We start from the raw sequence: 24,228 nt of genomic DNA, 5'->3' as shown, positions 1-24,228 counted from the left end.
GTAGGCCGCCGCCAGTTTTTATTTTATTTTTAAAAAATCCTTTATCAAAAGATAAAGGATTTTTTTTGTTATATACCTATCATACACAATATAGATATAACTATAGATACAGTCCTGTTCTATCCCATCTTCTATTTTTCCATCCACTCTGTCACTCCGAAGGAGTCTCAACAACCTATTTCACATTATTCTATCATCAAATATTTGAATCCTTTAGACTCTAATAAATATGGCTGGATTCCTACGGAATGACACAATTGAAAAAGAAGATATTCATAACACTATTTGAAGCTCATAACACGTAACATGTAACCCGAATCTCGTAACTCGTAACACGGATCCCCCAGTTCATCATTCATAACTCATAATTCATCATTGATTTTCCCCTAGCCCTGATAGTAATGGTTACCCCGCAGTAAGGGTTGGAGAATAAGTGAGTTTGAGCGTGGGAGAGCCCAGGCATGAGGAGTATGAATGGATAGCAGGATAAAGCTCCTGTTTTTAAGTGCTATGTCTTTACTTTAATATCAGATATCACTATACTTTGTCACACATTATTTTTAAGCTCATGAACAGCTTATCTTCTATGAAATCTATTCAGCTATGAAAATAGTATAAGAGAAGCTAGAATCTGTCTTATTGTAACCATAAACAAAGAAAAAACCGCTTCAACTAAGAAACGGTTCCCATTTTATGACATTTTGTTTTTTATATTACTCGAAAGTAGTTATTAATTGGGGCCTATCGTAAAAACTACTTGTGTGCTATAGGTGGTTGCAGGAACTATTACAGAAACACCGCTTATTTGCAGTTGAGCATTAATGCCTGTGTATGATACACTGTTACCTAGTCCCAGAACTCCGGTAAAATTGATGGTGAAAAATGCTGTAGCTACAGCTTGTGGTATTTCTGTATAAGTTGTTCCTCCGTTGATGGTTGCTGTACAAAGAACACAAAGTCCGCTTATGGTCGCACTTCCGCCGCTTCTTTTGGCATACAGGTGAAGATTGCTGTTCCATGTTGTAGGGGTATGATGCACACTTATTCTGGCAGCACCAGTAGTAAGAAGGTTTAGAAATGATCCGGGTAAATTTCCGGAAAGTGTTATCAAATTAGTAGCACTTTCGTAGGTTCCTGCATAGTTTGTGCCCGCTTCGGTAATAGTAGGTACACTTACTGTCCAATTGCTTCCTCCTACGTTTATTGTTTGCCCTGTTAAATAACTACTGATTATCAAAGGAATAATACATAGATAATTTTTTAAGCGGATTTCCCTGAAAAAACGATTGTTGATTTTCATTTTTCAATTTTATTCTGTGATGGTGTATACAATTACAATAGCTGTATTAGCCTGTGCTATTAAATTAGCATACGTATTGGTCGTTAGAGAAATAGTGAGATTATGGCCGTTATTAGCCCCATTTCCTGTAAAGGCACCTCCAATGCCGCTAATAATTGTGACAGGAGTCGTAGTAAGGGTAACCTGTCCTGCAGAAGTTCCCAATGTTCCTCCTCCGGCTCCGGAAGCGGCGGCTGCCTGTAATCTTATATTGACTCCTGCAATAACTTTATTTACTGATGCTGTAATTTTTCTGGTAAGACCTCCGGGTGCAATAGCAGAGGTATAGTTGACCCATTTGGAAGTATTGGGTGTAGGGTTACCAAGGGCATTTCCTGCTTCTGTAGGGGCTGTAAAATTGAGAGTGAAATTTCCTGTAGGCTCTATATCCATTAAAGTTACAGTAGGTAAAGTCATGGTGACAGTAGTCTGGGAATAGATCATTCCTGACAAGATAAAAGACGCTAATAACAATAGGGAACGAATCATGATCATTTCTTCTTTTTTATTTCATTATATCCTACCTTTAAGGATTCCTGCTGGTATTTTATTTCTATTTGCTGCTTGACAATTTGAATATTTAATTTTTTTGTTTCGGAAGGTTTTAAAGTAAACTGGAATTTATCATTAGAAACTTTATACCTTTTATCAAGACCATTGCGATAGATTTTAACAGTCCAGTCTCCAGGTCTGAGATAGGTAAAATCAAAATCTTCACCTATAAAGCATATTTTACGGTAAGTCTGATCCTTACCCGTAGCTTCTATAATAATACTTTCTTTTTTCTTTTTCTCTTTTTTAGCAAGCAGTTCAGTAAGTCCGGTCTGATCTTTATCTTCTGTTTCTATAAACTGAATATGACCTTGAACATTAGCCGCTGTCGTTAACCCGAAATTAAAAATATTTTCTTTATTACTTAGAGAAAGAGCAGCCGGAAAAGCCAATGTGGGAATATCATTGATCTCTGTTGTTGAACGGTCGATTTCCAGAAAATAATTTCCGGGAATCACATTTTTGAACAGATAATTTCCATCCTGATCGGTAACGGAAAGATAGCTTCCCAGCATGAGCCTTACTCCTTCTGTCTTTTTTATCCCAAGATTACTGATATTTCCGGATAACGAAATGTATTCAGCTGTTTTCTGTACCGGAACATTGGGACGCCATGTATAACGCATGGAAAATATAAAATCTTTATCCCCGATTTCTCCTCTCTGTAATGAATATCTGCCGGAAAGATCAATTTCATTTCCGGGAAATAGCTGCTGGTGGAAGAGAAGTTCAAATAAATTTCTGTCTTTAAAATATTCTTCCGGCATATAATTGTTCTGATAAAAAATACTTAAAATAGTCTTATCAGAAAAACGGCTGTAAATTCTTGCTCCATAATAGAGTTGTTTCTGATTCTGCATCTGGTATCTTGAGCTGATAGCATAGCTTCCGAATACATTAAAATAAGTTCTGAATTTTTGAAATGAAAGATTAGCAGAATAAAAACTTGAATTACCGCTAAAACCTGTCAGATAATTGTCTGTTTTACCGAATTGTCCTTCCAGATTTACCTGAAACATTCCGATCTGCTGGTCAACACTTACCTTAAAAAACCGTTCATAATAATCAAACTGTCTGGGTTCCAGACGATCCTGATACTTTTGATATCCGCTATTAAGAATAACAGATCCATTTGAGCGGTATTTATATTGTACTCCATATTGTAAATACTGTCTGTAGGGAGCTGCTAAAAACAGAGTGTCTCTCTGGAAATTTTTAACATCCTGTGTATAATTAACAAAAGCACTGAGCTTTCTGGAAATTTTATAGTTAATATTGCCGTTAAAGGTATTTGTATTCGTAAAATATCCTGCAAATTCAGGACTTGCTTTTACATATATTAAACTTCCGTTGAGTTTTTCAAAAGTAGCATCAGCCTGCAGCATATAAGCGGTTCCATCCGTTTTTTTTGTAGTACTATAGGCCAATTCTCCAGATACATTAATGTTTCTTGATATCTTGAATTTTCCTTTAGCATAAGGAAGATGTGCATCTGAATCCAGTCTTAGATCTCCGTATCGTATTTCCTCTTTTCTTGGAGTCTTGTAAAGATATCCAACCGAAATTTCTGATTCTTTCCGGATTTTGAAGCTGGAATATATATTAAATTCATCCTTAATATCTCTGAAAAATCTGGGATGATTATAGAAGCCACCCAAACTTACTTTATTAAAATCATACCGGATTTCTGCCCCGCGGCCATATCTTGCAAACTCCGTTAAATAAGAGGAAGAATAGGTTTTGTCACCAAGGTGAATAAAGAAATTATCCCGTTTATAATTCACAAAATATTCTTCATATTGTGTAAAAGTATTGAGATCTACAGGATTGTGAGTCACCGCCCGGAATTCGATCTGGTTTTTGTTGTCTTTATCCAATGTTCCTTTACCATAAATTTCTCCCTGAAAGCCATCATTGTAAACTCCCATATTCTGCATTCCGATGAAAGATAATGAAAGAGCAACAGGAAGTCTGTGGTAAATATCGTTTTCAGAGGGTTTTACCGATATAACCTGAGTGCTTACATAAAGGTTTTGAACTTCCTTGAGATTACCTTGTGAGTATACCGAAAGATTAAGGTTCTGAAATTCATTTTGACCAAGTTCAGGGTTTGTGACTTTATGTATTGTAATGATTTTTGATTCATTAGGTTCTAATACTGATGAAACCTCATTGTCAAGAATGGCATTTTTACTTTCAAGATGAATATTCTCTGTTATATTACCATTGTTTTTCAGGAGAAAAGAAGCCCGGATGGTCTCTCCGGCCCTTACAAACTCAGGGGAGTCCAGAGCGGTAAGGGAAATATTTCTGTTTCCTGAAACTGTTATTTCTGATGTTTTTGTAAAGGATATCCCGTTGTTACGATCAGTCATGTTCAGTGTTACAGAATAACTGCCCTGGCTTGTTTCTGCTGAAATACGCAAAGGAACCAGATAAGCTGATGTTTCATGGGCAGCAATCTGAAATTCTCCTTTAGCTAAAATGGGTGTAATAGAAGAGCTTGAAGTAGTGACTGATATATCATACGTCCTGTTTTCATCTGAATTATTTTCTAATGTAAAAGGAATAGAAGTTGACATTCCCGGTAATATACTATCTTTTTTACTGGACAATCGGTTAGATTGCTGTTGAGAAAAAATAAATATCGGGAATAATAATATGATAATAAATAAAGTCCAAGTTCTAATCATTTTTTACTTCTAATTCCACATTGAGTGCAAATGCATTCTCCTCTTCATCCGTAGCTATTATTGCGGCTTTGTATTTGTCCGGCGGTATTTTACTGATATCGATGTAAAATGTTTTGGAGGTATCAGGCAGCAATCCCATCGTTAAACTTGAATACGTTCCTATTTTTTCACCTGTTTTACGGTTATAAATTTCAATAGCTGCTGTCGGTTTGCAGTAAAGATTACCATTATTGGCTATGGCAATTTTTACGGTTTGCCTTCCCTCCTGTTTTTCTACTTTTACACTTTCAAACTTAAGGTCCGGTTTGGCCTTTTCAGTTTCAAAATCTGTAATGACCTGGATAGCGTAGCGTATCACAGAAGTGATGTTCACTCCTGCCTTGCTGTCACTGGGTTTTATATCCTCTACAGGCTCTACAATAATAACACTCCAATAGCTCCCGGAATCTCTGTTTTGATTGGGAACTGTAATCTCATAAAAGATCTCTGTCTTTTCCTTACCTTTAAGAGTGACAAGGTTGGTATTAAGTTTAATCCATTCTCCATTGGTCCGTTTATTTGTATGCAAAGCCGAATAATTAATCGTTCCGTCAGCATGGTAAGCAAAGTCCTGTAAAAATAATTTTACACTCTGAGGAGTATTGCTTGTGTTTTCAATGGCCACTTTTCCTTTGTAAACCTTTCCGTTTTCAATTTTGTAAGAATGCGTAAGCCCGTTGAGAATCACAATGCCCGCATGTAAAAAGCTAAACTGCAAAATCAGGATGATCAAGAGAAGAATACGCTTTATCATTATGTAAAGTTTGGAGTTAAATTATGAGTAATACAAAAACAGGAAGAAACTGAATAACAATTTCTTCTTGTTTTTTGAAATAGAGAATAAAATTTATTTTAAATTCTAATTGTCTGATATTGTATAAGTAACGGTAGCTGCTACAGTAGCTGTTGCTTGTAGATCTGCGTAGGCTGCTACTCCTCCAGGACCACTTCCTGCAGCAAGTGCATAGGTAAGATTGTGACCGTTATTGGCCCCGTTCCCGGTATAAGCACTTCCGATTCCTGAAATGATAGTCTGGTTGGCAGCACTTAAAGTCAACAGACCTGCAGATGTTCCCAATGTTCCTGCTCCTGCTCCGGTAGGTGCTGCTGCTGTTACCTGAAGATCAACTCCGGGAATAACAGCATTCATTGTTACACTTATATTACGGGTAGGATCTGCAACAGATTTAATAGAAGAATAATTAAGCCATAAAGTAGTGTTGGCTGCAGATGGAAGAATAGGATTTCCTGCTTCTGTAGGCGCTGTAAATCCAAGGGTAATGTTTTTTGTGGCAGATGGCTCAATATCTACCAATGCAACTTCGGGAATAGAAATGGTAACCGTATGGTTATCTGTAGCGAGGTCTTGCGCGCTCAGATTCCCGGATAGAGCCAATGCAAATAAAGACGCTGCAATAGTCAAATTTAGTTTTTTCATGATGCTAATAATTAGTTAAGTGAATATAACAAAATTCAACATATTTTAGAAAAAATATATTATAATTTTTATATCAATAATTATTTACACTATGTAATACATTATACTTAAAAAATAACTCAAAAAAAACCTGTACGTTTTGGTACAGGTTTTTATCAATATTTTAAACATTTTTTTATGCCCAATGCGGATCAGAAACAGAAACTTTTCCTGTCTCTACTCTTCCTGAAAAATGCCATACACACTCATTAAACGTTAATTTTAAATCATACCAGCCTTTATTTTTATCAAGGTCAATCATGATTTTTTCTTCCGGTTTTTGCACTGAGATTGTTTTTTTTGTCTTTCCGTACAAATCTTCAAGATGTAAAGAAATATTTTTCTTTTTATGAGTTTTGATGATCAGTTCCACCTGATTTTTTGAAGCCATATTGACCAAAATCACCTCTAATTCCGAAATACTATTCCCTTTGAATTTCCTGAAAAAGCCATTGGGACCGAAAATTTCATAATCATAAGCTCCGGAGTGTACAGGATGGGATAGTTCTTGTTTTGAATATAAGGCATATGAAAAATGATAATTATTACTATTGAATTGAGTTCTGTCATATATTAACAATGGAACTCCGTTCTCTTTTAAATTGGCCATTTTAATCTGTCCGCCTTCCAAATTGACATGGAAATGATAGGGAAGCGGATTTGATGGTTTCAAACCTCTTTCCTGAATCTCAAGTAAATTACCGCTAAGTTCATTTTCAGAATACCATTTCAGGTTAGGAACAGGTTTGTTTTTGGCTGCATTGATGGTTTTAGCATACTCTTTCTGATCCAGATAATTCATCTGTGGAGCTTTTACACTGGAAGAATTAAAGGCAGACGTAAGATCTCCGCATACTGCTCTTCTCCAGTCACTGATATTGTCAACATGAACGTTTTTCTTGTATTTTTTCATGATGAATTTTTCCAGAAACTGCAGTACGGATGTGTGATCTGATACTTCAGAATTTACAAAACCTCCTTTTGTCCAAGGGGAGGCTATAATCATTGGAACTCTGTAGCCCAACCCAACCGTTCCTTCAATTTTTTCATAATTTTTTAAAGAAGGATTAGACATATACTCCTGGGATTGATCCACATATTCTACACCCTCTTTTCCGTTCATATCAACGGGCTGGCTTGGATTTACAGGCGGTGCAAAAGGCAGTACATGATCAAAATATCCGTCATTTTCATCGTAATTGATGATGAAAATTGTTTTTTTCCAGGTTTCAGGATCTTTGGTCAGAATATTCAAAACTTCAGAAATATACCAAGCACCGTACCACGGTGAGCCAGGGTGGTCTGAGAAATGTTCAGGAGCTACCAGCCAGGAAACCAGTGGAAGTTTCTTCTCTTCCACATCTTTTCTGAACTGGAACAAGACGTCACCTTCAGGAACAACCAGCCTTTCTCCGTTCTCATCTTTACCGATTTCGAGTTTCCAGTAATCCGGGTCATATACATTGGTAGTGAATGCTTTTTCATGAAGGTTTTGTTCCTCTTTTGAAAGTTTTGAATAATTATCCGGATGATATTTCACCTGATCTTCCTGAACTTCAGTGAGCATGGCTTCCAGCCTTTCTTTCTGTTTAGGATTTTTTTCAATTTCCTGTTTCAGGTAAGCAATGATATTAGGAATATTCTGATAATAACCTTTTGAAAATTTAACATTGAATTTTGAGAACCATTCAATAGGATTATCTGTAAAGTTGCTCAGCCACGCTTCCTGCTCGCCGGACATTCCTTTTGGAAGACTGATTTCATTCTGATAAATTCTCCACGAAACATTCTGCTGTTCTAAAATTTCCGGGAAACTTTTCCATTTGGCCTGTCTCGCTTTGTCATAATCAATATTTTCATTCACAACATTGGCCTTTACTTTTCCGTTTTGCTGCTCTCTCAAGGTTCCGGACCAAAGAAATAATCTGTTTGGAGTAGTTCCGGTAAGTGAAGAACAGAAATATTGATCGAATATAGTAAATGCATCTGCCAGCTGATAATAAAAGGGAAGGTCTTCACGGTTATAATATCCTAATGTCAACGGAATATTTTTGTACTCTTTATTTCCTGAAGCTTTAGCCTGAAGCCATTGGTCATATTTTCCTTTGTTCAGCGCTTTTTGCTGATCCGCCCATGAATGAGGCAGTGAACTCATCCAGGTTGATTTTGTATTTCTCAAATCGAGGCGGGCAGGGGATGCATATTTACCATCATCATTCTTTTGAAAGAAAACGGAGTGTCCATCCTGTTTTACAAAAGCTCTTTTATCTAAAAAGCCTCTCACTCCTTTGAGGGCTCCGAAAGCATGATCAAATGACCGGTTTTCCTGCATCAGGATTACCACATGTTCTGCATCATAAAATGTAGACTGAGCAACCGGATCAATGGCCAGCGCTTTTAAAATGGAAGGATGCAAGACGCTTGATGTTCCTAATCCTGCTAATAAAAGACTTGATTTCTCTAAAAATTCTCTTCTGTTCATATTCAATCGTAATAAGAAAGAAACCGCAAGTTAATAGGATTTTCCTGCGGTTTCTTTGTTTTATATAAAAATAATCAGATTTTTATTGTAACCACCAAGGTTTAGAGTTGATGTTATCATTTCCACTATACTGGGCGGCTAATGCTGCTTTTAAATTGGTGCTGTTATAACTGTATTCCGATTGCGGATATCTGAATCTGAAAGGAGCAGCAACTCCTGCTTTTAAAGGGTAGTTGGGATAACCTGTTCTTAAATAGTCATAATAAGAAGTCCATTGTGCCTGATGGAACATCGTCATATATTTTTGAGTCATGATTTTCTCAAGCTGTGTCTGTAGAGGATCAGCATTATTATAAACAACTAAAGGTGTTGCCAGATACTGATTCACATCAAATCCTGAGAAATATTGTCCCTGATTTTTTACATAGGTCTGATAAAAACTGAAACTTGCCTTGATGGCATTGTCATAATGGGTTTTTGCCGATCCGGAAATCCAGCCTCTTGCGGTGGCTTCGGCAAGGATAAACTCAAGTTCTGAGTAACTCAATACAGAAGCAGGCTCGTTGGTAGGATCTTTATAAAAACGGTCGTTGACTTTAGATATATTCTTAGCCGTGATAAGAGCAGCATTGTCAGAGTAAGGAGAAGTAGGATTTCCTCCGTTATAGGCTGTAAAATCTGTGATGGCTTTTCCGGCTTCTTTAGCTCCTGTAGTCTGTGCTGCAAAAGTGAAAAGACGTGGATCATGTCTGTCTTTAAACATATTGATGAAATAATCTGCCATATACAAACTGGAACCATATCCACTGTTATTAAACATGGTGTATCTGCTATCTGCAGCGTCGGCAAACTTAAGTTCACCATTGTCAGTAATAGAAGTCATCAAAGACTGACTACCGGCAATAGAAGCAAATTCTGTAGCAATATTATAATTTCCTACCGTAGTTTTCTTAGATAAAGTAATCAGAATTTTCAAACGGAAAGAATTGATCAGCTTTTTCCACTTTAAAGCATCCCCGTTGTACACAATGTCACCTTCAATTTTGTCATTGGTATTAATAAGATCGTTAGCTTCTTTTAATTCTGATAAAATTCCGGACATTAAAGCTTCCTGCGTGTCATATTTAGGCTGTGTAATACCGGATTCACCTTTTGCAGCTTCAGAATACGGAGCGCTTCCTACTTTTAAGCTGATATTAAAGAAATGATAGGCTCTCAGAAACTTTCCAATGGCAATATAATTTTTATTACCTCTCTTTTCTGCTTCCTGCATCATTTTTCCTGTATTCAGGAGTCCTTTTGTATACACTTCAAAAGAGGCATCGTTCCATTTCATATACTGGTACGAATTCTCACCATCAGTACCAATCATCATTCTTGAAGCATACATATTATCACCATTCACCTGAAATGTATATTTTTCAACGTAAGTCAGAGGATTTTTAGGATCAATGCTGGCCTGGTCATTAGGATTTTCATTAATGGTATCAAGGCTGGTTTCGCATGAAGCCAATGTCAGAAGTCCTGCTGCAAACAGAGACTTCATCAGCCACTTTGCTGTTTTACCTGTTTGCTCTTTCGCGTTATTGATATTATTTTTCATTGTTGACGTACTTTTTAGTTAAAACTTAAGATTAAATCCGATTCCGAACCATCTGCTGGACGGATCCTGAATATCATTAGCGATATCTCCACTTCTACCTGATCTAATCTGGAAATCAGGATCGGAGTAAAGATTCTTTGATTTTTTCCACATGGCTAAGTTATAGGCAGAAATATTGGCGGTGAAACCTTTTACCATTCCTTTAGGATTAAGCAGATAAGAGAAATCATATTCCAATACTACAGATCTCAGCTTGATGAAAGTTCTGTCAAAAACGTTTGCAAATTCTTCACTTTCATCCTGTGTTACCCTTGCCTGATACGGATAATTCTGTGCCCAGTCCTGAAAGCTGATTGCTTTGGTGTGTGGAGTATAAAGACCTGTAGCAGGATTGTAATTAACGCCGTCCGGTACAAAATAATACGTTCCCGGATTTGCATATTCAAGATCTCTGTACGCTACAGAATTAGGATGTTTTCCTCCCCACCACATCTTTTCAACAACCTGAGATCTCATCACCCCTCCAATGCTTCCGTCAATTCCGATATTTAAAGAGAACTTTTTATATTTAAAGGTGTTATTGAAACCGAAAGTCCAGTCCGGATTAAAATGTCCTAAGTTACTTGGTGTATTGGCTCTGGTTGGCATTCCTGAATTGGCATCTAGAATTACTTTTCCGTCCGGAGATTTTTGCCATGTATAGTCATAATAGCTGTCCATTCTTTCACCTAACTTAATGTTTTGATAGTTGGGCATATTATCATAAATGGAGGTCAGCTTTTGTTCATAAGTACTCCAGTTGATTAAGGTTTTCCAACTGAAATCGGCTGTTTTTACCGGAACTAAACCAAGAGAAACTTCAAATCCTTTGGTGGTGTATTCATTTCCGTTTACATATTGTGACGTGAATCCTGATGATTCTGCCGCTGGAAACTGAAGAATGTTATTATAATCAAGTGTTCTGAAATAAGTAGCATCTAAAGTAATTCTGTTGTTAAGGAAACCGGCACTTAATCCTAATTCGTAAGATTTTGTCTGCTCAGGTTTTAGAGAATTTTCTACATTTAGAGTCGTAGGATAGTAATAGGTAGGGTTTCCGTTGAAAGTAATTCCTTGGTTGTTCAGATAATAATTTCTGATGGAATAAGGCTGGAAATCATACGCCACCTTTGCCCATGAAGCGGAAAGCTTCAACATATTGATAGACTCCGGTAATTTTACCAGATTTGAAATAACCGCACTGATGGATGCAGAAGGATAAAAGTAAGATCTGTTAGCTTTAGGAAGGGTAGAAGACCAGTCATTACGTCCTGAAATATTGATGAAGAAAGCATTGTACAATCCGATATCAATCGTGGAATAAGCGCTATAAATCAGCTTTTCCTTCAGATAAGTATAATTTTTAAGCGCTCCGATAGAGTTTTCAAATGTGTATACTTCAGGAGTTCTCAATCCATCCGTAGATCTTTCATTGTTGTTATTTTTAAAATAAAAAGCTGAACCTCCGGCATTGATGGTGAAATCAAAGTTTTCAGATATCTTTTTCTTGTAAGTAGCCAGGACATCATAGTTAAGATTCCATGTTTTATTATCTTTCAGAATATATCCTCCGCTTCTTGGCGCGCTGTAATTGAAATAAGAATAAGGACTTAATATTTCCGTTTTGTTATGATTTTCCACGAGGGATATCTTTCCCTTTACCGAAAGATCCTGAGTAGCTTTATATTCTAATCCTGTCTGAGCATTGATGATATTTGTTCTGTTCTGATTTTTATAATATTCAGCTCCGAACCATGGATTATTGTACCAGGCATAGTTCCAGTTGGCTTGCGCTCTTCCTTCTTGTCCGGGAATCCACATATGATTTTTCAGTGCCTTTCCATCTACATCGCCTCCCATCCAGATTAGGATGGTATACATGTGTCCGCTTGGGTTGTAATCGTAGTTAGGAATATTAGGAGTAAAGGCCTGATTGAAGTTGAATTTCGTATTAAAGATTAATTTATCCCCCAGATGGTTTTCAGACGAAAAATTGAGACCGTATTTTTGAAGATAAGAATTCGGAACCCGGTCATCATAGTTCATGAAGTTTCCTGAAAAACGGTATATATCTTTATTATCTCTATAGCTGATGGCGAAATTATTATTATTGATAACCGCAGGTTTTAAGAACGTATTTAAGTTATCGTGGTATTTCCAGTCAATCGGAACTCTTTCATATCTTGATTTATTGTCATATTGAGTTCCTGTTACAGCTCCATACCAAGGCACTACCTGTCCGGTTACTTTATCTCTGATAGGACTGTTCCATTGGGCAATCTGTAAACCCGGAACAAATTTTGGTCCCCAGATCATATCCCCGTCATTCACACCGCCATCGGCTCCGTCCCAGAATTCGTACTTTCCGTGAGATCCGTTTCCGTATTCAGTCTGGGTTTTCGGAAGATTGGTAAATCCTCCTGTAATCATGGTATTCTGTGAAAACTCTACGGAGAATCCTTTCTTCTTAGCTGATTTTGTTGTAATCAAAACGGCTCCGTAACGACCTCTGGAACCATACAGTGCAGAAGCTGTGGCTCCTTTTAATACGTTGATATTCTCAATGTTATTGGGATCTAAATTCTGAAAAACTTCTTTTTCAACAATTACTCCGTCAATCACAAAAACTACATTGGAATTTCCTCTCAAGGTAAATTGTGGTGCCTGCTGCATTCCTGTTGGATTGGAAACATTCAGACCGGCAACCTGTCCTGAGAATAGATTACCAATACTTGGTGTGGTGATGGTTTCAAACTGTTTGGTTCCCACTTCCTGAGTGGAATACCCTATTTTTTCTTTCTTCTTGGCAATACCTAATGCGGTAATAACCACCCCTTCAATCTGTTTTTCGTTTGTTTTTTTTAAGACAACGGAATACTGTTTTTTTGAAGAAACCTCAACGGTATAAACAGAAAAATCAGGAGCAAAAAATTCAAGAATGTCTTTCGGGTTTGCAGAAATGGTGAAATTACCATTTTCGTCTGTGGTAGCAGTCTTTCCTGTGTTTTTGTCGGTGATGTTTACACCGGAAACACTAGAGCCGTTTTCAGATTTTACATTTCCGGAAATATTGATTTCCTGTGCAGAAAAATATAGAGGAAGTAAAAAAACGGCAAAAGTAGCTAGAGTTTTCTTCATTTTTTTGAAGGCAAATTTAGCGGAGTACTGTTACCTGTATTTTAATGATGTATTAAAATAAAAATACGATTTAATGTTTTTTAACATGAAGAATTAATAGAAAGGTAAAGTGAAAAATGTCCTTTGTATAAGTACTTTTGCTTTATTATATAGAAGTATTATTATAAGGTCGGAAGCTGGAAGAGAGAGGCTGGAAGTTGAGCCGTTATTATCAAATTTTGATCAGACTATTGGAATCTTCAGTAATTTTCTATTTCTAAAACCTACTCAGGATTCCCCAGTGTATTTTGATATCATTGAATTTAAAGGGATTTCCAAACTCATTACCATTAGACAGCTGGAAACTCATCAAACCGATAGGAATGAAGAAATTGAAACCTAGCCCGACACTGTAGAGCTTGGGCTTTACATTCAGCGATTTATTATTGAGCTGCCCGTACTGCCCGAAGAGATCGAAGAAAGCCTGGCTCCCAATCAGATACCGGTATTCCAGACTTCCGTAATAATAAAAGTCGGCAGCAAGAGAGTTTTCATTGAATCCCCGCATGGAGTTCCATCCCCCGAAACGGTACAATTCGTTGGCAGAGAATTCTATTTTAGAATCCATCATGGCACCTTCTCCCTTAATGTTCAGGAAGTGGTTTCCTGAGATATGGTAATTATGTTCTCCAAAGAAATAAAACTGGTTTTGATTGGCCTTAATATTATCTTTAGAATACGTGGTTGTCAAGAAATCATATCCGGCATTGATCCTTGTTTTGTAAAGAAAAAGGTCAATATCAGTGGGCTCTGTCATTTCATACCATATTCCGATCCCTCTTTTGTTGTAATCTTTTCCCTGAACGTATAGGGTATCAATAATAGTGGAGGTTTCCAAAGTTGCTCTTAGACCAATTTTATTCCGATTGTTGATGTGATAATAAAAGGCGGGAAGGAATTTTACATTGGCAAACGTAGAATCCTGGCGGTAGATATTTACTTTCGTATCCATCCCGACATTCGATTTGAAGAGATACGGAATATCCACCCTAAGATCGAAAGTCTGTCCTTTATCCGGGTTTCTCTGCCAGTATAAATTGACGGTTTCAAAACCATTGAACATATTCCTGAAATTGACATTCATGGTTCCGTTTAACGTAAACTTGGAGGTCTTGTCATTCCCGAAACCAATGACCCCATCAAAAGTATTCGTCTTTTTCTTCTCCAAAAACAGGTAAATGCTTGTAGAGTCTTTTGTAAACAAAGTCTGTGGCTGCCGTTCGAGAGTCAGAAAAGGATGGCTCTGAAATGTTTTATTGATGGCCAAAAGATTTTTGTCATCATAGTTTTTGCCTTTAAATTCCTTTTCAAGATTTTTGATGAATCTTTTAGGAACTTTTTCATATCCTTTAACTACGAAATTATTGATCGTTCTTTTATCGTTCTTATTAATGTCAAGCTCTACGATAGGGTAGCCGTTTTTCTGTCCTTTATATTTGGATTTGATTCTGCTGAAAGAATATCCGTCATCAATATAAGTTTTGTTGATGCTTTTCTTGGTGGAATCTAAATTTTTAGTGAAAAAATCTTTCTGAATCTTTAGTTTCTGGACAAGAGAATCAGTAAGGTTTACATAAGTTTCATTGAAATTCTTGCCTTTATCAAAGAAAATTTCTGTGCTGTCACCTTTTACTTTTACATCTTTCAGTTTGGTAAAGAAATAATTATTCTGAGCCAATGAGTCCAGAAATTTTACTGCAGAAGTGGAATCTTTTACTTTTTTTCTGACTTTGGTTTCTGTATCAATCAGCCAATACTGCTTCTTCTGCGCTTGTGTAAAAACGCAGAACAGTACAAAAAATATTTTTAAAAGTAATTTCAATTTATCATTCTGAATGTAAAGAGATTGAGAAACCTTCATTATTAAAGATTCTTCATTGCACTGCATTCTCTTCAGAATGACAATGCGCCCTATCAATCAACTAATTTTTATCCAGTTTATTATATTTCTTCATCAAATTCTCGTAAGTTCCCTGTGGAAGAATCCATTTCAAAGGAACCCCGATTTTCTGTCCGAATTTACCAAAATAATAATGAGCTTTCCATTTATTTTTTGCTAAAAGTTTTTCAATGTATTCTGCAACTTCTAACGGGTCTGTTCCGTCATTCACATGAGAATTCATCAGAGCATATACTTTATCAAAAACATTTTTATAAGGTTGGGAAACCTGTGCTATAACTCTGTTATCCGCAATATTGGTTTTGATATCGCCCAGATGCAGAGAGCAAACATCAATATTCCATGGATATACTTCATATCTCATGGCTTCAGTTACCTTATCCAAAGCCGATTTTGAAGCGGAATAAAATCCACGGAAAGGCAGCCCCATTTCACTTCCGATACTGGAAACATTGATGATTTTTCCAAATTTGTGTTCACGCATTTTCGGAAGAACAGCGCTCATCATTTGTACAGGTCCGGCAAGATTCAGACTAAACAATTTTAAAATATCTTCTTTCGTAGAATCTTCCACAGCGCCTACCATTCCCATTCCGGCATTATTGATCAGAACATCAATTCTGGATTCTGTTTTTAAAACCTCAGTAATAGCATTCTGAACAGCTGTGTTATCGGTTACATCAGTGGGGATAGATTTGAAGTGTTCACTTTCTGTATGCTTTCTGCTTAATCCGTATACTTTATGTCCTTTTTTACCAAAATATTCGGCCAATGCAAACCCGATTCCTGATGAGGTTCCTGTAATAATGATGGTCATTGAATTTGTCTGATTTTATTGTTTTTATTTTTCTTCTGATGCCAGTGAGACGTTTTTAAAGGTCTCTGTTCAAAAGTAAAATCTATTTTCAGCAAATGTAAAAAAAGAAAAATGAACTCAGTTATTTATTATTCCTGAAATAATTTTAATGATTTCTTCATCTATTGTCTCTGATTGGTGGTAAACTTAAAATAAAGTTAATCTCAATTCAGCATACAATATCAAAGGAATGATTACTTTTAATTACCTATGTTTTTGATATACAGTGTTTTGATTTTAATTTGTGGTAGATGATAACTATAAAAAGCTAAAATTTCTTAATAAAAACATAAGGAAACCTTAATGAGGGGTGGGAGCAGGCTGTTCTAATTTTGCACCTAATCAAAAAGGAGATCATGAATGTATTTAAAATCCCTGTATCTGTAACTTATTTAACGGGAAGGGTATTACTTATTGGTGCAATATCGGCCTCACCGATGTTTCTGGCTCAGAAAAAAGACAGCTTAAAAGAAAAATCCATTGACGAAATTGTGGTTGTTGGATACGGAACACAGAAAAAAAGTAAAGTTTCCGGTGCTGTTTCGGAGGCTTCACTGGATAAGCTTACTTCCAGATCTTTGTCAGGAGTAGGAGAAGTTCTTCAGGGTAAAGCTCCCGGAGTAACTGTAGTGAATGAAGGTGGAGATCCTAATGGCTCCCCTAAGGTAAATATTCGTGGTCTGGGAGGAATTAATGGAGAAACTCCTTTGTATGTGGTAGATGGAGTCGTTTTTAATGGAACACCATCAATTAATCCAAACGATATACAGGATATTTCTGTACTTAAAGATGCTTCGGCAGCCATTTACGGAGCAAGATCTTCCGGAGGAGTTATCCTGATCACCACTAAAAAGGGGAAAAAAGGAAATCTTACGGTAGACTTTGATGTGAAATACGGGGTGAATCAGGCTTGGAGACTAAAAGAATCTTTGAATGCAGCGGAATTTCAGGATGTAATGTACAAAGCATATGAAAACGCCGGGAAACTGGGAAGCTTACCTATTGCTTTTAATCCTAATCAATATCCGGACGGGAGAATTACCAGAACAGACTGGATGAAAGAAATCTTCAGAACAGGAACTATTCAGGAATATAATGTTAATGTAAGCGGAGGAAGTGAAAAATCCAGATATTTTGTAGGAATGAACCACAGAAATCTGGAAGGGATCTTACTGAATACACAGGCAAAAAGATACAATTTCAGAGTGAATTCTGAACATAAAGTAAAAGACTGGCTGACGATCGGAGAAAATATGTATTATAATTACTCTGACGGAAATACAGCGGATACAAAAAGTGGTTATACAGGAGCTTTAGTGGCAGCGATGTACTATCCGCCGAATGTTCCGGTATATACGCCAAGCGGAGCTTTTTCCGGATTACCAATTGATGTGGCAGGAGGTTACGGAGATATGATCAATCCGGTGGCTTACCTTAAAAGGATCAGTATCAGAAATCCTACTCATGAAATCTTAATCAATCCATATGCGGAAATCACTTTAGCTAAAGATTTAAAATTCCGTTCCAACTTCTCACAGACTTTTAAACTGGGAGATGTAAAAAACTTTACTTACAGAGTACTGGAAGTTGGGAAGATTTTTGATACCAATAATTTAGAATACCAGTCCAACAATTCATCTACAGCACTTGCAGAGCAGTTGCTTACCTATAAAATTGCTGCCGGAAAACATAATTTTGATTTCCTTGGAGGATTTACTTTCCAGAAGACCATTGATGATGGTTTTGTAGCAAAAGCCTACGATTTCAGAAGTGAGGCTGAGGTTTTCCAACATCTTCAGAACGCTGCAGATACCAATAAAGATGTTTCCAGTTACCGATACAAGCAATCGTTGGTTTCTTACCTTGCGAGAGTAAACTATGACTACGCCGGAAAATATATTGTAAGTGTATTGGGAAGGCGTGATGGTTCTTCACTGGTAGCGAAGCAAAACCGTTTTGCTAATTATTATGCTGTTTCCGGTGCATGGGTAGTTTCTAAAGAAAACTTTATGCAGGATATTTCATGGCTTTCAAGTCTGAAATTGAGAGGAAGTTATGGTATTCTGGGGAATCTTGGAGGGATTTCTCCACAAGCTGTTAACCCATTAATGACCAGAGATAATAATGTGATTTTCGGACAGGATCCTTCTCAGAATATTGCTTATTATGCCACTACACGTCCGAATCCGGATCTTAAATGGGGAAAATCTGAACAAACCAACTTTGGGGTGGATGCGTCATTCCTTCACAACAGCCTTTCCTTACAGTTTGATTATTTCGTAAAGAATTCCAAAGATCAGATCTTCAACGTAAGCTTACCAAGTACGGCAACGTATAATAATCAGTATGTGAATGCAGGATTATTCCAGGATAAAGGATACGAGTTGGGAATTAATTACAACAAAGTAATCTCAGGTGATTTCACTTTCTCAGTAGGAGCTACTATGAGTCAACTAAAAAATACGGTGAAGCAGCTCGCAAATGTAGATGAGATTTTTATCAACGATAATGGAGTAAGAGGCGTATTGAAACCAACCCGCGTAAAAGTAGGTGATCCTCTCTATTCTTTCTATGGTTATAAAACAGGAGGGATTTTCCAGACTCAGGAAGAGATCAATAATTATAAAGATGCCAACGGAAATCTTATTCAGCCTAATGCAAAACCAGGAGATATCAAATTCCTGAAGAAAGAAGGAAATACAGGAGTGCTTAATAATAATGACTTTGTCAATCTTGGAAGCCCATATCCTAAGTTCTCTTACGGGTTCTCTTACAACATGACATGGAAAAACTTTGACCTGAACTTATTCTTCCAGGGAGTATACGGAAATAAAATATTCAACGGGATGAAGTTTATTTCTTTAAATCCGGGCGGAACAGGACAGAACTACAACATGGATAAAGATATCCTGAATGCATGGACTCCTCAGAATACGAACACCGATATTCCAAGACTTGTACACGGCGATCCAAGCGGTAATTATTCCAAAGTATCAGATTTTTACGTGGAAGACGGATCTTATTTAAGACTAAAGAACCTTACTATAGGATATTCATTACCAAAAGAATTATACAGCAAGCTGGATGTGAATAAAGTAAGAATTTACGTAACCACCAACAATCTGTTTACGATAACGAAATATACAGGATTTGATCCTGAAGTAGGGATGAACTCTTATGGTGTAGATACCGGAAGATATCCTCAGGCACGTTCATTCATCTTTGGGGTGGAGATCGGTTTATAATTTTTAACTAACAAAAAAGTAAAAAATGAAATTTTTCAATAAAATATTTTTAGTATCAGGAATATCCGTAATGCTTTTATCATGTACAGGAGAGTTGGATGTTCAGCCAGAAGGAACACCTACCGAAGCCAGTTTCTGGAAAACAGAAAACGATCTGGTTACCGGAGCGAATGCCATGTATAAGCCTTTGTTTGATGGAGAATTTTACGGAAGAGGGCTGTTTTGGTTTATCAATGCCAGTGATGATATGGTAACCGGAAGAGCAAAAAGTGAAGCGGATAATGCAAAAAACTTCAGCAGTAATTATATTGCAGCAGGAGATCTTGAAACTCAGTGGAACAAAAGATACAATGTGATTGGCGTTGCCAACCGTGTGATCCGTAATATTGATAACATCCAGACTTCACAGGCCATTAAAAATAAATATCTTGGAGAAGCTCTGTTCATGAGCAGCAGAATGTATTTTGAGCTTTCTTATTCTTATGGAAATGAAAAAGCGGGAGTTCCTATTATCGACCGTTCAAAAGATCCGGATCCAAACCCGATTCCAAGAGCAGCCAATGTGATGGAAAATTATACCTACATTGTAAATGACCTTAAAAGAGCTGCAGAATTATTACCTACGCAGGCAGAACTTCCTGCAAAAGACTACGGAAGACCACATAAAGCCGCAGCATGGGCACTTTTAGCAAAAGTATACTTGTTTATGAAAGACTGGAAGAATGCAGAATTCTGGGCCAACGAAGTAATGACAAAAGGAAACAGAGCTTTACTGGGTAATTTTGCTGACGTTTTCAAAGCAGAAAATAATTACAGTTCAGAATATATCTGGTCTATCCCCGGAACTCCTAAGTTTACAGCATGGGGAAGTATTCTACCGGGAGTTATGCTTGAGAATAAAGGATGGGGAGAATATAACGGATGGGGATATTTTCAGCCGACAAAAGAACTTTATGACGAATATGAAACAGGAGATCTTAGAAGAAGTGCATCCATCCTGAAAATAGGCGATAAATTTACCTTTAACGGGAAAGAAAGAATATATGCTTCTACCAACTCCCTTACCGGATATCAGTTCAATAAATATATGGACGCCTTTAAATATCAGTTGAACAGCGGTCATGTAAGTGCCAACGGAGATTATCCATGTACAGATCTTGCCGTTCCGATTATGCGTTATGCTGAGGTAATCCTTATCAAAGCAGAAGCTTCACTGATGCAGGGGAAATCTGCAGACCAGGAAATCAATATGATCAGAGTACGCGCAGGTTTATCTCCAAAAAATGGATGTACGATGGCTGATCTGAAACATGAAAGACGTTGTGAACTTGCAGGTGAATGGGCAGACAGACACAGAGACCTTGTACGTTGGGGTGATGCGCAGGCAGCGTATGCGAAGCCTCTGCATGGCATTAACGGACAGGTAGTATGGGCAGCAAGAAACTTTAATCCGGCTGTACATAATGTTTGGGCAGTTCCGCAGGCTGAAATCGTAAACAGTCATGGAATCATCAAGCAAAATGAAGGCTGGTAACATCTTAATCTTATATATTATCCTCTATATCATTGCAGAAACTTCTGTGATGATATAGTTTTTTACAGAAATTATGAAACGGAAACTATCAAAAATTTTGGCTGTATTAGCCCTGGCTGTTTTTTCCGAAAATCAGGCACAGAATTATTTAAACTACAATGTGGGCAATGCACATTCACATAATGATTATATGCAGGAGGTCCCTTTTTGGCAGGCTTACTATGCCAGCTTTGGTTCTATAGAAGCAGATGTATTTCTGGTAAATGGTAATCTTTGGGTGGCACATACCGAAAAAGAACTTTCTGCAGACAGAACACTGGAAAACCTTTATCTCGATAATATTTCAAAACAGATTAAGCTGAACAAAGGGAATATTTATCCTGATGCCAGTAAGAAACTCCAATTACTGATTGATATTAAGCAGGACTATAAAACATCATTGGCTGCATTGGTCACTATTTTAAAGAAATATCCTGAGATTACAGGAAATTCAGGAATTAAAATTGTGATTACCGGAGGAAGACCTCAGCCGGCAGATTTTAAGGACTATCCAAGATATCTTTATTTTGATGGAGATCTTGATAAAAACTATTCTGCCGACCAGTTAAAAAGAGTAGGAATGTTCAGTGCAGATCTTCCGGGACTGGTAAAATGGAATGGAAAAGGAATTCCAAGAGACGAAGAAACGGCAAAGATTAAAAGTGCAGTTGAAAAAGCACATTCTCAGCAAAAGCCAATGCGTTTTTACGGAGCCCCGGATTTTCCAAATGCATGGGTAAATTTTATGGATATGGGAGTAGACTATATCAATACCGATCATATTCCTGATCTTAAAAAGTTCATGAATTCTATTCCGAAGAACTTTTATAAGAATACAAAAGAATATAACACCTATACTCCAACTTATGCATCAGACGGAGAGGTTAAAAAAGTAAAGAATGTTATCCTTCTTATTCCGGACGGAACTTCCTTACCACAATATTATGCTGCCTTTACAGCCAACAAAGGAAAGCTGAATGTTTTCAACATGAAATCCACAGGGCTTTCTAAAACTAATTCGTCCAATGCTTACATTACAGATTCCGCACCGGGTTCTACAGCATTTGCAACAGGAGTGAAAACTAAAAATACTTTTGTAGGAGTGGACAATATGGGAAAAGCACTTGCACAGATCCCTGATATTATTGCTGAGAAAGGAATGGTTTCCGGATTGATTTCTACAGGTGATGTTACAGATGCAACGCCTGCTGATTTCTATGCACACTCAGACAATAGAAACAGTTCCGAACCCATTCTGAAAGATTTTGCAGCTTCAAAAACGAAAATTCTTATCGGAGGTCCTACAAGCGGATTGTCTCAGGAAAATCTACAGAAATTCAAAGAAGCAAAGGTTGATCTCTATCATGATCTGAAATCAGTTACAGAAATAAAAAACCGTACTCTGGTTATCGACCCTCTGGCTTCACAAAGAATTACCAACGGAAGAGGAAACTGGCTTTCTGATGCATTTGATCTTACCTTAAATAATTTAAAGAATAATAAAAATGGATTCTTTATGATGATAGAAGCTTCACAGACTGATGGAGGTGGCCATAGTAACAATATTGAGCAGCTGGTTACAGAGTTACTGGATTTCGATCATGTGGTGGGTAAGGCGATGAAATTTGCTGATGAAAATAAAGAAACCCTTGTCATTGTAGTAGGGGATCATGAAACAGGAGGTTTAACTTTATTGGACGGAAGTCTGAAGGAGGGCTGGGTATTTGGAAACTTCAGCACGAATGATCATACCTCTATTCCGTCAAGTGTTTTTGCCTACGGCCCGAATTCTAAAGAGTTCACAGGATTATTTGAAAATACAGAAATTTTCAACAAAATCATGGTAGCTTACGGAATTCAGAAATAACTTTTGATTTTAATACTTTTACTTTTACAAAGAGAGGCTGTTTCGTTTTCGAAGCAGTCTTTTTTTTTGCGTGTTTAATTTAGAAATCCCGCAGATTTCACAGATTAAGCAGATGTTTGTGGATAATCTGTGTTATCTGTGAAATCTGAGGGAAATAAAAGCAGAGAAAAATTTAAAAAGGCCGCCTCAAAAGAGAGACAGCCTATAAATATATCTAACAAATAATGAATTAAAAATTTGTCTTCACGATTAATTCAGACAGTTCTGCATTCACGAAATCAATCGGCATTACTCCGTATGAACCCTGAGTATTGGTCTGGAAGAAGGTTTTAAGCCTTGGATTAATATTGTTAGATACCGTAGGAATACTTGGAATTCCGAAGATTCCCGGTTTATAACCACTGGTGAAGTTTACGAAAAGCTTTCCGGTCGTATCATTTTTGGCTTCATTAAGCAGGCTGGAAATTCCGTTCCACTTATCATCATTGTTCGTTACCTTATAATAATCCTGCACTTTAAGCTGTACACCGGAATTATTGATGTCAAATGTTGTATTGTCCGCCCAAGGAGAAGCATTGATTCCCTTAGTAGTTCCTGAAGAAAATCTTCTCAACAATTTGATCTTTCCTCTTACTGCACCCAGTGTCGGAATATTGGCTCCAAGGTCCCATTTAGAAGGATTTTTCTGTACATAAGCATCAAAGGTCTGTTCAAAACTTCTGGTTGTGTTGGAAGCATCATACTCTTCCTTTACAGACATGATAATGGTTTCAGAAGGATTATTTTGAAGGAATGTATAACATGCATTTAAAACATCATCAAAATTCAGATTTTGGTAAATCGCTCCGTGATGAATAGCGAAAGCATTGTCAATATGCCTGCAACGTATATCCAGAAAACGAACTCCTGCATTAAGTTGTTCTGCAATGCTTAGGTCTTGAGTTTTAGCCGTACCTGAAACAACAGGGGTGTCTACACGAGCGCCGGAATCATGAGTCCCGGGAATAGAGATTTTTGAAATGGAAATATTGTCCTGAAGACCAGACATCCAGCTATTCATGGAGATAGGTAGTAATGAAGCCTTGCTGCTTACTTTTGCTAAAGAAGATGCGTTGATTTCACTGGAATCTCTTTCCATCATGCTGTCGTTTGAACAGGAAAAAAGAAAAGACGCTGTCACAACCCCAAGAGTGATGGCTGTAAAACGTTTGATGTTTTGTTTGAACATAGTTTTTTTATTTTTAATGTAGCTTAAAAATAAGAATATATCAAAGCATGAGGAGTTAATTTAACTTTAAGAGATAATTAAGTTGATTTAAAGTCAGGAAGCTGGATGAGTGAAGACCGATTTTTATTAACGCAAAGTTTTTTTAGTTCCGGAAATTT

At 37.0% G+C, this 24,228-nt stretch carries 14 protein-coding genes; 3 read left to right on the top strand and 11 right to left on the bottom strand.

The annotated features are described in order from the left end of the window. Positions 1-730 precede the first annotated feature (730 nt). From FW780_RS12065 to FW780_RS12020, 10 genes are all read right to left on the bottom strand, one after another. A complete protein-coding gene (locus FW780_RS12065) occupies positions 731-1,300 on the bottom strand; it encodes a hypothetical protein (RefSeq protein WP_149833778.1) in 570 nt (189 codons plus the stop codon). 9 nt (positions 1,301-1,309) lie between these two features. Then, a complete protein-coding gene (locus tag FW780_RS12060; RefSeq protein ID WP_241676896.1) occupies positions 1,310-1,828 on the bottom strand; it encodes a hypothetical protein in 519 nt (172 codons plus the stop codon). Positions 1,829-1,830: 2 nt separating this feature from the next. Continuing rightward, the gene (locus tag FW780_RS12055; protein WP_149833776.1) at positions 1,831-4,584 is read right to left on the bottom strand and encodes a COG1470 family protein; all 2,754 of its coding nucleotides are present in this window, start codon (positions 4,582-4,584) and stop codon (positions 1,831-1,833) included. Then, positions 4,577-5,377, bottom strand: a complete 801-nt coding sequence (locus FW780_RS12050) for a WxL protein host-binding domain-containing protein (RefSeq protein WP_149833775.1) — start codon at positions 5,375-5,377, stop codon at positions 4,577-4,579. Before FW780_RS12050 ends, FW780_RS12055 begins: the two co-directional genes overlap by 8 nt. Positions 5,378-5,482: 105 nt before the next feature. After that, the gene (locus tag FW780_RS12045; RefSeq protein WP_149833774.1) at positions 5,483-6,061 is read right to left on the bottom strand and encodes a hypothetical protein; all 579 of its coding nucleotides are present in this window, start codon (positions 6,059-6,061) and stop codon (positions 5,483-5,485) included. Positions 6,062-6,236: 175 nt separating this feature from the next. Continuing rightward, positions 6,237-8,582 carry a phosphocholine-specific phospholipase C gene (locus FW780_RS12040; protein ID WP_149833773.1) on the bottom strand — a complete coding sequence of 782 codons (2,346 nt, stop codon included), beginning with the start codon at positions 8,580-8,582 and terminating at the stop codon, positions 6,237-6,239. 82 nt (positions 8,583-8,664) lie between these two features. After that, positions 8,665-10,185: a SusD/RagB family nutrient-binding outer membrane lipoprotein gene (locus FW780_RS12035; RefSeq protein WP_241676895.1), complete on the bottom strand. Its 1,521-nt coding sequence runs from the start codon at positions 10,183-10,185 to the stop codon at positions 8,665-8,667. Between the two features lie 18 nt (positions 10,186-10,203). Then, positions 10,204-13,362 carry a SusC/RagA family TonB-linked outer membrane protein gene (locus FW780_RS12030; RefSeq protein WP_149833772.1) on the bottom strand — a complete coding sequence of 1,053 codons (3,159 nt, stop codon included), beginning with the start codon at positions 13,360-13,362 and terminating at the stop codon, positions 10,204-10,206. Positions 13,363-13,618: 256 nt separating this feature from the next. Continuing rightward, a complete protein-coding gene (locus tag FW780_RS12025; protein ID WP_241676894.1) occupies positions 13,619-15,262 on the bottom strand; it encodes an autotransporter assembly complex protein TamA in 1,644 nt (547 codons plus the stop codon). 61 nt (positions 15,263-15,323) lie between these two features. Further along, positions 15,324-16,118, bottom strand: coding sequence for an SDR family oxidoreductase (locus FW780_RS12020; protein WP_149833771.1), 795 nt, complete (start codon positions 16,116-16,118; stop codon positions 15,324-15,326). A 395-nt stretch (positions 16,119-16,513) separates the two neighbouring features. Between FW780_RS12020 and FW780_RS12015 the strand changes: the two genes are divergently transcribed. The 3 genes from FW780_RS12015 to FW780_RS12005 all read left to right on the top strand — a co-directional run bounded on the left by FW780_RS12015 (position 16,514) and on the right by FW780_RS12005 (position 22,842). After that, a complete protein-coding gene (locus FW780_RS12015) occupies positions 16,514-19,402 on the top strand; it encodes a SusC/RagA family TonB-linked outer membrane protein (protein WP_149833770.1) in 2,889 nt (962 codons plus the stop codon). Between the two features lie 25 nt (positions 19,403-19,427). Then, the gene (locus FW780_RS12010; protein ID WP_149833769.1) at positions 19,428-20,936 is read left to right on the top strand and encodes a RagB/SusD family nutrient uptake outer membrane protein; all 1,509 of its coding nucleotides are present in this window, start codon (positions 19,428-19,430) and stop codon (positions 20,934-20,936) included. A 73-nt stretch (positions 20,937-21,009) separates the two neighbouring features. Then, positions 21,010-22,842: an alkaline phosphatase gene (locus FW780_RS12005; RefSeq protein ID WP_149833768.1), complete on the top strand. Its 1,833-nt coding sequence runs from the start codon at positions 21,010-21,012 to the stop codon at positions 22,840-22,842. A gap of 229 nt (positions 22,843-23,071) precedes the next feature. Here the strand turns inward: FW780_RS12005 and FW780_RS12000 are convergent, their stop codons facing one another. After that, a complete protein-coding gene (locus FW780_RS12000; protein WP_149833767.1) occupies positions 23,072-24,070 on the bottom strand; it encodes a phosphatidylinositol-specific phospholipase C in 999 nt (332 codons plus the stop codon). Positions 24,071-24,228: the final 158 nt, after the last annotated feature.

Origin of the sequence: Chryseobacterium sediminis (assembly GCF_008386505.1) — a bacterium.
Classification (GTDB): domain Bacteria; phylum Bacteroidota; class Bacteroidia; order Flavobacteriales; family Weeksellaceae; genus Chryseobacterium; species Chryseobacterium sediminis.
The sequence above is the reverse complement of the archived record's forward strand: the minus strand, read 5'-3'. Positions and strand labels throughout refer to the sequence as shown.

Excerpts from the sequence above, each read along its gene's own strand:
- FW780_RS12015 (WP_149833770.1), top strand. The coding sequence starts at position 16,514 with ATGAATGTATTTAAAATCCCTGTATCTGTAACTTATTTAACGGGAAGG.
- FW780_RS12045 (WP_149833774.1), bottom strand. The coding sequence starts at position 6,061 with ATGAAAAAACTAAATTTGACTATTGCAGCGTCTTTATTTGCATTGGCT.
- FW780_RS12000 (WP_149833767.1), bottom strand. The coding sequence starts at position 24,070 with ATGTTCAAACAAAACATCAAACGTTTTACAGCCATCACTCTTGGGGTT.
- FW780_RS12065 (WP_149833778.1), bottom strand. The coding sequence starts at position 1,300 with ATGAAAATCAACAATCGTTTTTTCAGGGAAATCCGCTTAAAAAATTAT.
- FW780_RS12035 (WP_241676895.1), bottom strand. The coding sequence starts at position 10,185 with ATGAAAAATAATATCAATAACGCGAAAGAGCAAACAGGTAAAACAGCA.
- FW780_RS12025 (WP_241676894.1), bottom strand. The coding sequence starts at position 15,262 with ATGAAGGTTTCTCAATCTCTTTACATTCAGAATGATAAATTGAAATTA.
- FW780_RS12030 (WP_149833772.1), bottom strand. The coding sequence starts at position 13,362 with ATGAAGAAAACTCTAGCTACTTTTGCCGTTTTTTTACTTCCTCTATAT.
- FW780_RS12050 (WP_149833775.1), bottom strand. The coding sequence starts at position 5,377 with ATGATAAAGCGTATTCTTCTCTTGATCATCCTGATTTTGCAGTTTAGC.
- FW780_RS12010 (WP_149833769.1), top strand. The coding sequence starts at position 19,428 with ATGAAATTTTTCAATAAAATATTTTTAGTATCAGGAATATCCGTAATG.
- FW780_RS12020 (WP_149833771.1), bottom strand. The coding sequence starts at position 16,118 with ATGACCATCATTATTACAGGAACCTCATCAGGAATCGGGTTTGCATTG.
- FW780_RS12040 (WP_149833773.1), bottom strand. The coding sequence starts at position 8,582 with ATGAACAGAAGAGAATTTTTAGAGAAATCAAGTCTTTTATTAGCAGGA.
- FW780_RS12060 (WP_241676896.1), bottom strand. The coding sequence starts at position 1,828 with ATGATTCGTTCCCTATTGTTATTAGCGTCTTTTATCTTGTCAGGAATG.
- FW780_RS12005 (WP_149833768.1), top strand. The coding sequence starts at position 21,010 with ATGAAACGGAAACTATCAAAAATTTTGGCTGTATTAGCCCTGGCTGTT.
- FW780_RS12055 (WP_149833776.1), bottom strand. The coding sequence starts at position 4,584 with ATGATTAGAACTTGGACTTTATTTATTATCATATTATTATTCCCGATA.